The 15,296-nt window shown below is 25.4% G+C and carries 17 protein-coding genes; 6 read left to right on the top strand and 11 right to left on the bottom strand.

Annotated elements, in window-relative coordinates:
- Window positions 1-21: 21 nt before the first annotated feature.
- From H0H66_RS02725 to H0H66_RS02735, 3 genes are read right to left on the bottom strand one after another with little or no spacing between them, the layout of a single operon-like run.
- Window positions 22-2,484, bottom strand: coding sequence for a BamA/OMP85 family outer membrane protein (locus H0H66_RS02725; RefSeq protein ID WP_238785051.1), 2,463 nt, complete (start codon window positions 2,482-2,484; stop codon window positions 22-24).
- Between the two features lie 60 nt (window positions 2,485-2,544).
- Complete coding sequence (locus H0H66_RS02730; protein ID WP_185857899.1) at window positions 2,545-3,276, bottom strand: isoprenyl transferase; 732 nt, start codon at window positions 3,274-3,276, stop codon at window positions 2,545-2,547.
- A gap of 48 nt (window positions 3,277-3,324) precedes the next feature.
- Window positions 3,325-4,212: an NAD kinase gene (locus H0H66_RS02735; protein WP_185857900.1), complete on the bottom strand. Its 888-nt coding sequence runs from the start codon at window positions 4,210-4,212 to the stop codon at window positions 3,325-3,327.
- A 129-nt stretch (window positions 4,213-4,341) separates the two neighbouring features.
- Between H0H66_RS02735 and H0H66_RS03110 the strand changes: the two genes are divergently transcribed.
- The 4 genes from H0H66_RS03110 (at window position 4,342) to H0H66_RS02750 (ending at window position 6,417) form a co-directional block, all read left to right on the top strand.
- The gene (locus H0H66_RS03110) at window positions 4,342-4,554 is read left to right on the top strand and encodes a hypothetical protein (RefSeq protein WP_238785052.1); all 213 of its coding nucleotides are present in this window, start codon (window positions 4,342-4,344) and stop codon (window positions 4,552-4,554) included.
- 71 nt (window positions 4,555-4,625) lie between these two features.
- A complete protein-coding gene (locus H0H66_RS02740; protein WP_238785053.1) occupies window positions 4,626-5,261 on the top strand; it encodes a hypothetical protein in 636 nt (211 codons plus the stop codon).
- An 11-nt stretch (window positions 5,262-5,272) separates the two neighbouring features.
- Entirely contained in the window at window positions 5,273-5,977 is a 705-nt protein-coding gene (locus tag H0H66_RS02745; protein ID WP_185857901.1) for a pseudouridine synthase, read from the top strand.
- A 17-nt stretch (window positions 5,978-5,994) separates the two neighbouring features.
- Window positions 5,995-6,417 (top strand): type II 3-dehydroquinate dehydratase, encoded by a 423-nt coding sequence (locus tag H0H66_RS02750; protein ID WP_185857902.1) that lies wholly within the window; start codon window positions 5,995-5,997, stop codon window positions 6,415-6,417.
- Here H0H66_RS02750 and yihA read toward each other — a convergent pair.
- The 5 genes from yihA to H0H66_RS02775 are packed head-to-tail and all read right to left on the bottom strand — an operon-like array spanning window position 6,398 to window position 10,105.
- Complete coding sequence (gene yihA, locus H0H66_RS02755) at window positions 6,398-7,003, bottom strand: ribosome biogenesis GTP-binding protein YihA/YsxC (protein ID WP_238785054.1); 606 nt, start codon at window positions 7,001-7,003, stop codon at window positions 6,398-6,400. The genes H0H66_RS02750 and yihA overlap by 20 nt on opposite strands.
- Window positions 6,978-7,772, bottom strand: coding sequence for an alpha/beta fold hydrolase (locus tag H0H66_RS02760; RefSeq protein WP_185857903.1), 795 nt, complete (start codon window positions 7,770-7,772; stop codon window positions 6,978-6,980). The genes yihA and H0H66_RS02760 overlap by 26 nt, the downstream gene beginning before the upstream one ends.
- 48 nt (window positions 7,773-7,820) lie before the next feature.
- A complete protein-coding gene (locus H0H66_RS02765; protein WP_185857904.1) occupies window positions 7,821-8,555 on the bottom strand; it encodes a ribonuclease III family protein in 735 nt (244 codons plus the stop codon).
- On the bottom strand, window positions 8,545-9,804 hold the full coding sequence (fabF, locus tag H0H66_RS02770) for a beta-ketoacyl-ACP synthase II (RefSeq protein ID WP_185857905.1): 1,260 nt from the start codon (window positions 9,802-9,804) through the stop codon (window positions 8,545-8,547). Before fabF ends, H0H66_RS02765 begins: the two co-directional genes overlap by 11 nt.
- Window positions 9,805-9,835: 31 nt before the next feature.
- The gene (locus tag H0H66_RS02775; protein ID WP_185858254.1) at window positions 9,836-10,105 is read right to left on the bottom strand and encodes an acyl carrier protein; all 270 of its coding nucleotides are present in this window, start codon (window positions 10,103-10,105) and stop codon (window positions 9,836-9,838) included.
- A gap of 91 nt (window positions 10,106-10,196) precedes the next feature.
- Here H0H66_RS02775 and pckA point away from each other — a divergent pair, with 91 nt between their 5' ends.
- The gene (pckA, locus tag H0H66_RS02780) at window positions 10,197-11,780 is read left to right on the top strand and encodes a phosphoenolpyruvate carboxykinase (ATP) (protein ID WP_185857906.1); all 1,584 of its coding nucleotides are present in this window, start codon (window positions 10,197-10,199) and stop codon (window positions 11,778-11,780) included.
- 8 nt (window positions 11,781-11,788) lie between these two features.
- Here pckA and H0H66_RS02785 read toward each other — a convergent pair whose 3' ends face one another.
- The gene (locus tag H0H66_RS02785) at window positions 11,789-12,391 is read right to left on the bottom strand and encodes a riboflavin synthase (protein WP_185857907.1); all 603 of its coding nucleotides are present in this window, start codon (window positions 12,389-12,391) and stop codon (window positions 11,789-11,791) included.
- A 46-nt stretch (window positions 12,392-12,437) separates the two neighbouring features.
- Between H0H66_RS02785 and pdxA the strand changes: the two genes are divergently transcribed.
- Window positions 12,438-13,478 (top strand): 4-hydroxythreonine-4-phosphate dehydrogenase PdxA, encoded by a 1,041-nt coding sequence (gene pdxA / locus H0H66_RS02790; protein WP_185857908.1) that lies wholly within the window; start codon window positions 12,438-12,440, stop codon window positions 13,476-13,478.
- On the opposite strand, the gene H0H66_RS02795 is transcribed toward pdxA, so the two are convergent.
- Together H0H66_RS02795 and atpD are read right to left on the bottom strand one after the other, a co-directional pair.
- Entirely contained in the window at window positions 13,473-13,709 is a 237-nt protein-coding gene (locus tag H0H66_RS02795) for a F0F1 ATP synthase subunit epsilon (RefSeq protein ID WP_185857909.1), read from the bottom strand. The genes pdxA and H0H66_RS02795 overlap by 6 nt on opposite strands.
- A gap of 4 nt (window positions 13,710-13,713) precedes the next feature.
- Entirely contained in the window at window positions 13,714-15,222 is a 1,509-nt protein-coding gene (gene atpD, locus H0H66_RS02800; protein WP_185858255.1) for a F0F1 ATP synthase subunit beta, read from the bottom strand.
- Between the last annotated feature and the right edge of the window lie 74 nt (window positions 15,223-15,296).

The following is a 15,296-nucleotide window of genomic DNA, read 5'->3' on the forward strand; positions in this document are numbered from 1 at the left end:
TAATTTTTGTGTTTTTATTCGTTATAAATCTTTTCCTACTATAAAATGTGTTTTCCATTTTGTTTTATTGAAACCATTAACTATATCATGATCTATAGGATATCCGAAATCGATTCCTAATAAACCTATTGGAGTAAAAAATAAACGAAATCCAAATCCAAAAGATTTATTCATAACGATTGGATTAAATTTTTGATAAGAATCACTCACATTTCCTCCTTCTATAAAAAAATTTGTCCAAATTTTAAAACTAGATAAATTTTTTATTAAATAACGTATTTCAAAAATAAATTTATTATAGATCTTACCTCCATTGTTTAAAATGGAATTTTTATTAGAATATCCTCTTAATGGAATGTGATCTATATCATATAATTTTGATCCTAATAAATTATTAGGAATTCCACCCATATAAAATTTTTGAAACGAAAATAATTCTTTTGAATCATTATATTGGCCTAAATAACCCAATTCTCCCCCAGCTTTCAATATCATATTATCTATAATTTTTTGATAAAAGAATAAAATGATTTTTAATTTAAAATACTCCATCCAATCCTTATCTTTTTTATTAAAAATCGAAAATGGAAGTGTAAACATACTATCAAATTGTATTTGAGATCCTTGTAATGGAAAAAACATATCAGGTTTTATTGAAAGTCTTTGCAATGAAATTAGATAACTAAGTTTATGTAATTGACGTTTTTGATCTAACTTAGAGGAAGTTTCTTTATCAAAAAGATAATTTTCGTAATCTATAGACGTCAAAATTTTAGAAAATGGATCTAAAAAAATTAAATATTTGTTTAAATAAACGGAAATATCTTTTTTTTCTAAAAATTGTTTTTCTTCATGTAATATTTTAGGATCTTTATATATTTGAGACAAAAAATCTAAATCCTCTTCACTTCTTATTTTTTTGATGGAATATTGACTTTTCAAAGTAAGAGAAGTTGGATGATTCTTTTCGATCCAAGGTTCTGTAAAAGAAAATCCATAAGATGTAAAATCTTTTCCTAATTGACTATGAACAGTTAATTTTTGTCCATCTCCTTGAGGAATAGGATTCCAAAAATGACGATTCAAAATATTTTGAATAGAAAAATTTCCAAAATTTAACTTAAAATTTCCAATCAATTTTCTAAAATCTCTTCCTCCAAATCCTCCATGAAACTGGAATTCATTGGTATTTTTTTCTACAACATGCCATTCTATATCTATTAATCCATTATTTTCATGGGATTGAATTTTATGATATATTTTTTCAAAAAGATTTAAATTTTCTAAATGTAATAAACTATATTTAATTTGATCCATAGAAAAAAGATCTCCCGGAGAAGTTTTTAATTCTCTTCTAATAACATGATCTTTAGTTATTGAATTACCAAATATATAAACTTTATTTATGTATACAGGTTTATTTTCTTTTATTATAATTTCCAAATCTATTTTTTGATCTAAAATTCTTTTTTCTATAAAAGAAATATGAACAAATAAATAACCTAAATTTAAATAGTGATATAAAATACTATCAGGATAAGAAGAATTTAAAATATTTTTTTTAATTCCAATTGGATTATATACATCACCTGTTTTATACAAAAAAATTTTATTCAAAAAATCTTTTTTTAACTTATTATTTCCTAATATATTCACATTTCCTAAATAATATTTTTTTCCTTCTATAATTTTTATCTTGATTCCATAATTACCTGATTTTTTTTTCCATATAGAATCCAAATAAACTTTGACATCAATAAATCCCATGGATCTATATTTATCAATAATATTTTTTAAATATTCTTTTACATTTTCTTGAATAAAAAGAGGTTTTTTAATCATATAAATTATGTAAAAAAAATTTTTTTTACTCATTAATTCGATCAATTTCTTATCTTGAATTATTTGATTCCCATCAAATAATATTTCTTCTATTTTAATTTTTTTTCCTTTATTGACGGATAAATATAATATGTTCTTATTTTCATGATCCTTTTTCATTTCACTTTTTATATCTATTTCATGATATCCTTGTTTTGTATAATATTCTTGTATATTATTTTTAACAGTTTGAATCCAATCACCAGAAATTTTATCTCCAATTTTGATTTTTTGTATAATCGGAAATTTATCTTTTTGAATTCCTTTTACTTTGATTTCATGAATTTCTTCCAAATCTTCTAATTCAAAAAATAAGTCAATTTCATTTTTATATATATTTTTTTTATAAATAGATATATTTTTAAAAAAATTACTTTTCCACAATTTTCTTATAGCATCATCCGTTTTATAAACATTAACTGATTCTCCAGGAAAAATACCTGATAATTCAGAAATAAAACGACTATCATATTTTGTTTTTCCTATAATATGTATTTCTCTCACAATAAAAGGAACACTACTTTTATTTTTATGATGATAAAAATTATGATTAATAGAATAATTATCATGGTTTAATGAGTGTACTTTTTGAAAATGTTGCATAATTATTAATAAATAAAAAATGCAGCTTATAAAAATGTTTTTTTTCATGAATGTAAAAAATTATTTTACGTTTCCAAAACGACGTTTTCTTTTTTGATAATTTATTATAGCTTCGAAAAAATCTTTTTTCCTAAAATCTGGCCATAAAATATTTGTAAAATATAACTCTGCATAAGCAGACTGCCAAAGTAAAAAATTACTAATACGTTGCTCTCCACTTGTTCTAATAATTAAATCTACATCGGGTAAATCTTTAGTGTACAAATGGTTTTTAAAAAAAGAATAATCGATATCTTTTAGTGAAAACAAACCATTGCATATTTTTTTAGCAATGTTTTTTGTGGCTCTCAAAATTTCTTCTCTAGCACTATAACTCAATGCTAAAACGAGAGTTACAGATGTATTATGTTTCGTTTTTCTCATGAAAAAAAATAATTCTTTTTGAATAACTTCAGAAAATCTTTCAAGATCTCCTATAGTCATGATTTTTACATTTTTTTCATGGATTTCTTCCAAATTAACTTTTAAATTAGTATGAAATAAGTGCATTAAACTATCTATTTCCTGTTTAGGTCTATTCCAGTTTTCTGAAGAAAAAACATATAAAGTTATATAAGGGATTCCTAATTCTTTACATCCATTTATAGTATCAATCACAGATTGTATAGCTTTCTCGTGACCAAATGTTCTTAATTTACCTCTTTTTTCAGCCCATCTACCATTTCCATCCATAATAATAGCTACATGATGAGGTATATTGTTATAATCTATTTTTTCTAATAATTCTTTCATAAAATCATAAATACCCCTCTTACAAATATATAATAAGATTTTTGATATTTAATTTCTTTGATCCATCCCCCATAAAAGTTTTTCTCTCAATGTTTTATAATATGTATTTTTTCCTTCCTGAATAAGATATATATAAAAGGGAGCTTTTTGAATATATAATTCGTTTTTTTGATTCAAAGAAGTCAATCTTGTATCCATAGATAAAGAATAATATTTTACACGACTATGTATTTTTAAATAAATTTTTTGATGATCCGATATGATTAATGGACGTGAAAATAAATTATGTGGAGATATAGGTGTTAAAACAAAATTTTTATTTTCTGGACTAATAATAGGACCTCCACAACTTAAAGAATATCCGGTAGATCCAGTCGGTGTAGAAATAATTAATCCATCCGCCCAATAAGAAGTTAAAAATTCATTATCTATATAAACATCTATAGTGATCATCGAAACCATTTCTTTTCTAAGAATAACGATTTCGTTCAATGCAAAATTAAAAAATTTATTATAATTGGTTATAGAAGTTTCTAATGATAATAAACTTCTGGGCATAATATAAAGTTTTTTATTAAAGATTTGATCTATTTTTTTTATAAAAACATCTTTATTAAAAGTAGCTAAAAAACCTAAATTTCCTGTATTAACTCCAACTATAGGAATACCAGAATCTCTGATTAATGTAATAGCGGATAATATGGTTCCATCTCCACCGAAAGTAAACATCAAATTGAAGTCTTTAGTTGTTAATTCTTGATAATGAGAAAATACAGGAAAATTTAAATTTTTTAGTTCTTCAAAAGAAGATAAAACATTCAAAAATGATTTTTCAATATGAATTTCTATTGAATGACGATATGCATAGCCTATAAACTGATTCAAATATGGTATATTTTTTTTGGAAAATTGTTGTCCATATACGGCTATTTTCATTTTGAAATTTTCTTATAAAAAAAAACTATATAAAAACTGAAAATTACGAAATTAATTGTTTCATTATAAAATAATAAGTTTTTATTAAATTTGTGCTTCTCAAAATATGCTTATTAAAAATTAAAATATATGAAAAAATCTTCGTTTCCGGCAAAAATATTATTATTTGGAGAATACGGAATTTTGATAAACTCAAGTGGACTTTCGATCCCCCATAATATTTATAAAGGAACTTTAAAGATTCATTCTGAATTTAACAAAGATATTTTATATTCCAATTATGAAATTGGAAAATTTTATAATTTTTTATTCGAAAAAAAAAACAAATTTCAGCAAAACTAAATTTAAATAAACTATATAAAGATATACAAAAAGGAATATTTTTTCATTCAAATATTCCTAAAGGATATGGAGTGGGAAGTTCAGGAGCGTTAGTCGCTGCTATTTATGATAAATATGCAAAAAATAAGTTAAGAAAATGTTTCACAAAACATATCATAATATTAAAAAATATATTTAGTCAAATGGAATCTTTTTTTCACGGTCAAAGTTCTGGAATTGATCCTTTAATTTGTTATTTAAATAAACCTTTACTTATTCGATCTAAAACGGATATTTCCATAATAGATATTCCAAAAAAAAATCAAGGAAAAGGAGGTATTTTTTTATTAAATTCTGGAATTCCTAGTCAAACTAATTATATGATCAAATTTTTTTTTAGAAAACTAAAACATGATAAATTCAAAAAAACTATCATTGTCGAATTTTTAAAATATAATGAAAAATGTATTGAAGCTTTTTTAAAGAAAGATTTTCAAATTTTGTTGAAAAATATAAAACTATTATCCATTTGGATTTTTAATCATTTTCGATTTATGATTCCCCATAATTTTTTGAAAATATGGAAATATGGAATATATAATAATATTTATTATTTAAAACTATGTGGTTCTGGAGGAGGGGGATTTATTTTAGGTTTTACACCAAATTATGATTTATCTCGAAATAAATTGAAACAATATGCGATGGAAATACTTTTTCATTTTTAATTCATTTTTTTATGCATCACAAAATTAGATTAAACCATTACTTATCTAATGCAGGAATTTCTTCCAGAAGAAAAGCAGATCAATTAATTCAATCTGGAGCAATAGAAGTTAATGGTAAACCTGTTTTCAAATTAGGAACTGTTATTTCTACAAAGGATGTAGTTAGATATTTTGGATCCAAAATTAAATATCAAAATAAAATTTATTTATTGCTGAATAAACCTAAAGGTTTTATTACAACGACACGAGATCAATTTCACAGAAAAACAGTCATGGATTTAATTCCCTGTTTTTATGGATATAGAATTTTTCCTGTAGGAAGACTAGATAATTCTACCACAGGTGTTTTACTTCTAACAAATGATGGATATATAGCTGAAAAATTAACTCATCCTAAATATCGCATAAAAAAAATATATAATGTATCATTAAATAAAAAAATTAAAAATGAGGATTTAGATAAAATAAGAAAAGGAAAAATCTATCTAAAAGAAGGAAAAGTCAAAGTTATTTTTATAAAAAAAAACGCTTCTAATCAACTAGAAATCGGATTATACATAGGATGGAATCGGGTCATAAAACGAATATTTAAAAAACTCAATTATCAAGTCACTCGATTGGATCGAATTAATTTTGGCGGACTTTCCAAAAAAAATATTAAAATAGGAAACTGGTGTCTTTTGAAAAAAAAAGAAATAGAAAATATTACTAAATAAATAATAATAATTATTCCATGAAACAAATAACCATTATTAATGGTCCTAATTTAAACCTTTTAGGAATAAGAGAACCTGAATTATACGGAAATGAAAATTTCTTAGATTATCTTAATAAATTAAAAAAAAAACTTTCTTATGAAATAGATATTAGTTATTATCAAAGTAATAGTGAAGGAAAAATTATAGACATTCTACAAAATGTAGGATTTAAATCGGATGGAATTCTACTTAACGCAGGAGCTTACTCTCATACATCTATAGGAATTTCGGATGCTGTAAAATCCATTTCCATTCCTGTCATAGAAATCCATATTTCTAACATTTATTCTAGAGAATCTTTTAGAAAAAAATCGTATCTTTCTCCTGTTTGCAATGGTACTATTTTTGGTTTTGGATTAAAATCTTATGAATTAGGAATTATAAGTTTTTGTTTATGATATAAAGATCATTTAATTTTTTGATGTATCGAATTATCTCATTAATTCCATATTTATTTTTAACGGATACTGTAAACCACATAGGCATAAAACAACCATTTTTATTCATTTTATTAATATAAAAAGAAATATTTTTATTAAAAAGTCTATAATTTTTTAATTTATCTATTTTTGTAAACACAATACAAAAACGCATTTTTGTATCATTTAATTTTTGTATGAAATTTAAATCGATTTCTTGTATAAGAAATCGACAATCTATTAATAAAAATGAAAAAACAATATTTTTTTTATGAAAAATATAATCTGTAATTAATTTTTGTGTTTTTTTTTTATTTTTTTTTACATAAAAAAATCCATAACCTGGAAAATCTATTAAATACCATTTATGATTTATTAAAAAATAATTTATGCCTTGTGTTCTTCCAGGGCAAGAAGAAATCTTCGCTATTTTTTTTTTAGCTATGCTATTTATTAAACTAGATTTTCCGACATTAGAACGTCCCATAAAAGCATATTCTGGAATATGATGATTATGATTTATGTCTTTAAAACTGCCTTTAAATTTTACAGAAAAAATTTTCATGATTAAAATCAAATTTAGAAAGCCATTTTTCCAATATATTTATGAATATTTTGGGGTGTTCCATCATCGGAACATGTCCACATTTATCTATCCAATATAATTCTGAATGAGGTAGTAATCTATGAAATTCTTTCGCTACTTCTGGAGGCGTGACATGATCTTGTTTTCCCCAAATTAAACAAATAGGTTGATGAATCACAGATAAATCTTTAGACATATTATATTTCATTGCACTTTTTGCCATATATAAAGTTTTAATTCCTTTTTTTTTATCATTTACAATATGAAAGACTTCATCAACTAATTCTTTGGTAGCTATATTAGGATCATAAAATACTTCTTGTGATTTTTTCCTAATATATTCATAATTTTCTCTTTTCGGAAAAGCATCTCCAAAAGCTTTTTCGAACAAACCGGAACTTCCTGTTAAAACTACAGAATGTACTAAATCTATTCTTTTTTTTGCTATGATTAAAGCAATATGTCCACCAAGAGAATTTCCTATTAAAGTCGCTTTTTTAATTTCTATTGCCATTAAAAATTGAGTGATATATTTAGATATATTATAGATATTAGTCAAAAACAATGGCATATTATAAAGAGGCAATGAAGGAATGATGACTTGATAACCTTTTTTTGGAAAAAAATCCAAAATAGCTTTGAAATTGCTTAACCCCCCCATTAAACCATGAAGCAAAATCAAAGGGTGACCTTTTCCTTTCTTTATATGAGGAAACTTTTTTTCTTTATGATCAATAAGATTAAGCATAACATCATAGAATTTTCTTTTTCCTTATTTTTTTTTATGTTTATGTTTTTATTTTTGACATTGTTTCTGAACAATAAAATAAGCTTCTTTAGCCGCAATTTCTTCTGATTTTTTTTTAGAAGAACCCTTTCCTTTAGTTTGAATTCCACATTTTGATATTGTACATTCAGATAAATAAATAATTTTATTTTTACTTGAATCTTCTCTAAAAGTTTTAAAGTTTATAAAAAACTTATTTTTTTGAGACCATTCTATAATCCATACTTTATAACTAAAAATTTCATTTTGTAACTTATATATATTTACATGAATATGTAAAATTTTTTTATGTATAAAATTTTCACACGCTTGATATCCTAACTCCAAATAAATGAATCCTATTAAAGCTTCAAGTGTATTCCCCAGTATATTATTATCAAATATCATAGATTTATCGGAAAAAATATTATCAATAGATAATTTCCTAGAAATTTCATTTAAATTTCTTCTACATACAATTTGAGATCGTATTTGAGTTAATTCACCTTCTTTTTTTTCAGGAAATTTTTCATACAAAAAATGTGATATGATAGAATTTAATATAGAATCGCCCAAAAATTCTAATCTTTGAAAATTAATAGAATAACTTTGATTAAAGTTTCTTTTTTTTGTAGAAAAACTATATATAAATGTTTCCTTTAAAAATTTTGTATTTTTAGGACAAAAACCTAATATTTTTATCAATACACTAATTAATACAGAATCGTTTTTTTTTTCAAAAAAAGTGCTATTATCAGATAACATTTATTTTTTTAAATAAAATACAAACATTATGTCCTCCAAAACCGAAAGTATTGCATATACTAATTTTGACTTCTTTTTTTATTGCTTGATTTGGAGTTAAATTAATTTTGGGGTCTATATTTTCATCTACATGAAACAAGTTTATAGTTGGAGGAATAATCCCTTTTGTTAAAGGAAGAATAGAAGCGATTGCTTCTATTGCCCCAGCAGCCCCTAATAAATGTCCCGTCATAGACTTTGTTGAATTAATATTTATATTATATATATTTTCATGAAATACTTCTTGAATAGCTTTTATTTCTGCAATATCTCCTAATCTGGTAGATGTTCCATGAGAATTAATATGATCTACTTTTTTAGATTCAATATTGGCATCTTGAATCGCAGATTTCATAGCTAAAACAATTCCTTTTCCTTCCGGATGAGGAGCTGTAATGTGGTAAGCATCACCAGACATTCCTACTCCTCCTATTTCAGCATATATATTAGCTCCTCTTTCTTGAGCATGTTTATATTCTTCAAGAATAAGACATCCAGCTCCTTCTCCTAACACAAATCCATCTCTATTTTCATCAAAAGGACGTGATGCTGTTTGATAATCTTCATTTCTTGTAGATAAAGCATGTAAAGCATTAAAACCACCTACTCCACTTTGTGTAATAGCGGCTTCAGATCCTCCAGTAACCATAATATCAGCTTTTCCTAAACATATTAGATGGTAAGCATCTACAATTGCATTAGAAGATGATGCACAAGCAGATACCGTAGCATAGTTAGGACCATGAAGTCCATAATTCATAGAAATAAAACCAGCAGTAATATCTATAAGCATTTTTGGAATAAAAAACGGACTAAATCTAGGATATTTTCCACCATGTACATAATCGGAAATAGATTCTTCTAAATTCAAAAGACCTCCAATTCCAGACGCCCAAATAACTCCTATTCTTTCTTTTTTTTCTTTTGAAAAATTGATTCCACTATTTTTTATCGCTTCTTCAGAAGAAATAATGCCATATTGTGCACAAGGATCTAATTTTCGTATTTCTTTTTTATTGAAAAAAATACTGGGATTATAATTTTTTAATTCACAAGCAAATTTAGTCTTATATTTTTTAGTATCAAAATAAGTAATAGGAGCACAACCATTTTTTCCGTGAACAAGAGAACCCCAAAATTCTTCAACAGTATTTCCGATAGGAGTAATAGACCCAATTCCAGTAACGACTACTTTTTTTAATTCCTCCATATACATAATAAATACATAAAATGCATTTGTTTCAATCCGTTTTTTTTTCTTCTTCGCTATTTTTTTCCATTAAAAGACTTTCTATAGCGTGTACGGCTTCACCTACTGTTGTGATTTTTTCAGCCTTTTCATCCGAAATACTAATATTAAATTCTTTCTCAAACTCCATAATAAGTTCTACTATATCTAGAGAATCTGCTCCTAAATCGTTAGTAAAACTAGCATTAGGAGTTATATCATTTTCTTCTATACTTAATTTTTCTACAATAAGAGCATTTACTTTGGATGCAATATCAGACATAGATTCATAATTTTTTTTATGATACAAAATTAGTAAACTTTTGTAAATCATATATAAATTTGCTTTAATCGTAAATAGTACATGATATATTATGATCTCTTTGTCTCTAGAAAATTATGGAATTTTTAATTCTTTATACAATTGGCAATTAACGCCTCATAAATTACAAAAAATTATTCTTCATAATAAAATGGGAGTAGAAACTGAATCCGGAGTTTTATCCGTAAAAACAGGTTTCTTCACTGGAAGATCTCCCAAAGATCGATTTATTGTAAAAGATAATATTACAAAATCAACAATTTGGTGGGATGAAAAATTCAATCAATCTTTTGATTCAGAAAAATTTGATGGATTATATCAAAAAGTAACCCAATATTTATCAGGAAAAACATTATATGTTCGAGATGGATATCTTTGTTCCGATAAACGTTATCAATTGAATGTTCGTTCTATTAGTGAATATCCATGGTCTGATCTGTTTATTTATAATTTATTTTTAAGATTTGAAAAGTTAGAAAAAATTATACCAGATTGGTTATTATTATGTGCTCCAGGATTTTTAGCCAATCCTGTAAAAGATGGGACACGAAATAAAAATTTTTCTATATTAAATTTTTCTAAGAAAATAATCCTAATTGGAGGATCAGGATATACAGGTGAAATTAAAAAATCCATATTTTCTGTTTTAAATTTTATACTTCCTATGTATAAAAATGTTTTTCCGATGCATTGTTCTGTAAATGTGGGGAAACATAAAAAAGACACAGCTTTATTTTTTGGTTTATCTGGAACAGGAAAAACTACTATTTCTAATGACATAAATAGAAATTTGGTAGGAGATGATGAACATGGATGGACTTATGATAATATTGTATTTAATTTTGAAGGAGGGTGTTATGCTAAAATATTGGGTATTTCTAAACAAAATGAACCTATGATTTATCATGCTATAAAAAAAGGAGCTCTATTGGAAAACGTAATTTTCAAAAAAAACACTAGAAAAGTAGATTTTTCGAATGACGCCATTACTCAAAATATAAGAGTAAGTTACCCTATTTATTTTATAAATAATATAGAGAAAAAACTATTATCTTCCAATATTAAAAATATTTTTTTTCTCACATATGATGCTTTTGGAGTATTGCCACCTATATCTAAACTGAATAAAACGCAATCTTCTTATTATTTTTTATTAGGATATACTTCTAAAGTTGCTGGGACTGAATTAAATATTCAACAACCAAAAGCAACTTTTTCTTCTTGTTTTGGAGCTCCATTTATGCCTTTACATCCCGTTCATTATACAAAAATGTTTATGAAAAAATTAGAGAATACTGAAATAAATGTTTGGATGGTCAATACGGGATTGATATCGGGAGGATATTCATATGGATATAGAATAAAATTAGATGATACACGTAAAATAATTCAAAGTGCTTTGAATGGTTCTTTATCAGAAGTTTCTTACGAAAAATATCCTATTTTTAATTTTCAAATACCAAAATATTGTCCAGGTGTATCTTATAATATATTGAACCCTAAATTTTTATGGAAAAATGAAAAAACATATCAAAATAAAGTGAAAATACTGGCAGAAAAATTTATTCGACATTTTGATATATATAGACAATATATAGACGAAGATATTTTATCTGGAGGGCCTATTTTAGAATAAGTAAAATTTTAAGTTTTTTTACAATAATGTTGTATACGTTTTTGAACATATTTTCCTAAAATATCAAACTCTACGTTTACAACATCATCGATCTTATTTAAATGAAGATTGGTTTTTTCATAAGTATAAGGAATAATAGATACGTTAAATATATATTGAGTACATGTTACTATAGTCAGACTTATTCCATTAATAGCAATAGAACCTTTTTCTACAACTACATAATCCAATTTTTTTTTAGATTTAAAAAAAAATAACCAACTTCCATTTCTATTTTCAATCTTAATAATTTTAGCAATTGTATCGATATGTCCTTGAACTATATGTCCATTTAACCTTTCATGTAATATTATTCCTCTTTCTAAATTTATTTCATCTTGAATCTTTAAAAAATTTAAATTCGTACATAATAAAGTTTCTTCAGAAGCTATGACTGAATAAGTTTTTTTATTGATATTCATAACACTTAAACATATTCCATTGTGACAAATACTTTGATTGATTTTAATTTCGTTATTTAAAAATGGATTATTGAAAGTGATATATAGATTGTTTTTTTCACGATTTATTTGATGCACTTTTGTAGTACATTCTACGATGCCAGTAAACATAAATAAATATAAATCATTAATAATCTTTTAAAATTAATTATATAATATGAATTATAGAAAAAAAAAAATTAAAGTGGGATTCACTACAGGAGACATTAACGGAATAGGAATAGAGATTTTTTTAAAAGTATGTTGTAAAAAAAATATTTTAGATTTTTTTACTCCAATATTATTTGGATCTACTAAATTATGTTTTTTTTATAAAAAAATTTTAAATATGGAAATCAATAATATACGAGAAATAAAAAATTTTAAAGAAGTGTCTGATTATAAAATCAATGTATTTAACATATGGAAAGAAGACATCAAATTTGAATCTATAAGAATTAATCATCCTGAATCCGGAAAATATCCTATTTTATCCTTAAAAAAAGCTGTAAAAGCTTTAAAAGAAGGAAAAATAGATGTACTTGTAACAGCACCAGTCAATAAAAAATGCATGAATTTTAAAAATTTTTCATTTATAGGTCATACTGAGTATCTACAAAATGTTTTAGAAGGAGAATCATTAATGTTGATGATTCATGACATTTTAAAAATTGCCTTAGTCACCAATCATTTACCCTTAAAAAAGATAAGTTCAGAATTAAATATAAAAAAAATAATAAAATCAATTAAAATTTTACATCAATCTATGATCATTGATTTTTCTGTAGAAAAACCTAAAATTGCGGTTTTAGGATGCAATCCTCATTCAAGTGATAATGGACTAATAGGAAATGAAGAAAAAACAAAAATTAAACCCGCTATTGATAATTTGTTTCAAAAAAAAGGATGGTTAATTTTCGGACCTTATTCTTCGGATAGTTTTTTTGGAAATCAAAGTTATATAAATTTCGACGCTATTTTAGCTATGTATCATGATCAAGGATTAATTCCTTTTAAAACATTAACTTTTAATCAAGGAGTTAATTTTACAGCTGGACTTTCTCACATACGAACATCTCCCGATCATGGAGTTGCTTATGATATAGCTAAAAAAGGAATCGCTAATGAAAATTCATTCGAGGAAGCCATCTTTCATGCTATAAAAATATTCAAAAATAGAAAAGAATATATGAAATTGAGTTCATCCAAATTATCATAAAATTATAACAACCATATTTTTTTTTACTTGTAAAATACCACCTAATATTTGAATTTCCTTTTTTTTTTTATCTTTTTCTAATTGTAATTTTAAAAAACCATTTTTTAATATAGAAATAAATGGAGCATGATCTTTCAAGATTTGAAAATATCCATAATAGCCAGGTGCTATAATAGAAATTATATCTCCTTGATACAAAATTTTACGGGAACTAATAATTTTTATTTTCATAAATTTATATCGATAACATTTTTTTTCCGCTTTCTATAACTTGTTCAATGGTTCCTTTTAAATTAAAAGCAGCCTCTGGCATATCATCTAACTCTCCATTGATTATCATATTAAATCCTTTTATAGTATCTTCAATTTTTACAAATTCGCCTTTTATTCCCGTAAATTGTTTTGCTACATGAAACGGTTGAGATAAAAATCGTTGAACGCGTCTAGCTCTAGAAACTATGAGTTGATCTTCTTCACTTAATTCTTCTATCCCAAGTATTGCTATAATATCTTGTAAAGAATTATATTTTTGCAAAATTTTTTTCACTCTTTGCGCACAATCATAATGATTTTCATTTATTATATCGGGAGACAAAATACGTGAAGTAGAATCTAAAGGATCTACTGCAGGATAAATTCCTAAGGATGCTATTTTTCTGGAAAGAACGGTAGTTGCATCTAAATGCGAAAATGTAATAGCAGGAGCAGGATCTGTTAAGTCATCTGCAGGAACATAAACCGCTTGTACTGATGTGATAGATCCTCTTTTTGTAGAAGTTATTCTTTCCTGCATAGCCCCCATCTCAGAAGATAAAGTCGGTTGATATCCGACGGATGAAGGAATTCTTCCTAATAACGCTGAAACTTCTGATCCAGCTTGAGTAAAACGAAATATATTATCCAGGAAAAATAATACATCTTGTCCTTTTTTTCCTTCTAAATATTGATCTCTATAATATTCAGCTAATGTGAGTCCGGATAAAGCAACTCTTGCTCTAGCACCAGGAGGTTCATTCATTTGTCCAAAAACAAAAGTAGCTTTAGACTCCTTCAAAGATTCTTTATCTACTTTAGAAATATCCCAATACCCTTTTTTCATAGATTCCAAAAAAGACTTTCCGTATTTTATAATTCCAGATTCCAACATTTCTCTTAATAAATCATTTCCTTCTCGGGATCTTTCTCCTACTCCTGCAAAAACAGATCGTCCACCATGTCCTTTTGCTACATTATTTATCAATTCCTGTATCAATACAGTTTTACCTACTCCTGCTCCACCAAATAATCCAATTTTACCCCCTTTGGGGTAAGGTTCTATTAAATCTATCACTTTAATTCCTGTGTACAAAATCTCTGTATCAGTAGATAAATCTACAAATGGAGGAGATTCACTATGAATAGGTTTAGTTTCGGATCGATCTATGTCTCCTAATCCGTCTATACAATCTCCTAAAACATTAAAAACTCTACCATTAATAGATTTCCCAACAGGAATACAAATTGGTTTATCTAATGCATAAACTTCTTGACCTCTTTTTAATCCATCTGTCACTTCCATAGAGATGCAACGAACATTTCTATCTCCCATATGTTGTTGTACTTCCAACACTATTTTATTTTTGTTATACGAGTCTATTTCTAAAGCATCATAAATTTTAGGAATATAAGATCCTTCTTTAAAAGAAACATCAATTACTGGTCCTATAATTTGAGTAATAATTCCCTTAAATTTTTTTTTATACATCATCTAGTCTTTTCTTTTTTTTAAAACATTTCTACAATTATATTTGCAATTGTAAATGTAAGAGAAAAAAAGAC

The sequence above is a fragment of the Blattabacterium cuenoti genome, from assembly GCF_014251595.1.
Classification (GTDB): Bacteria; Bacteroidota; Bacteroidia; order Flavobacteriales; family Blattabacteriaceae; genus Blattabacterium; species Blattabacterium cuenoti_Q.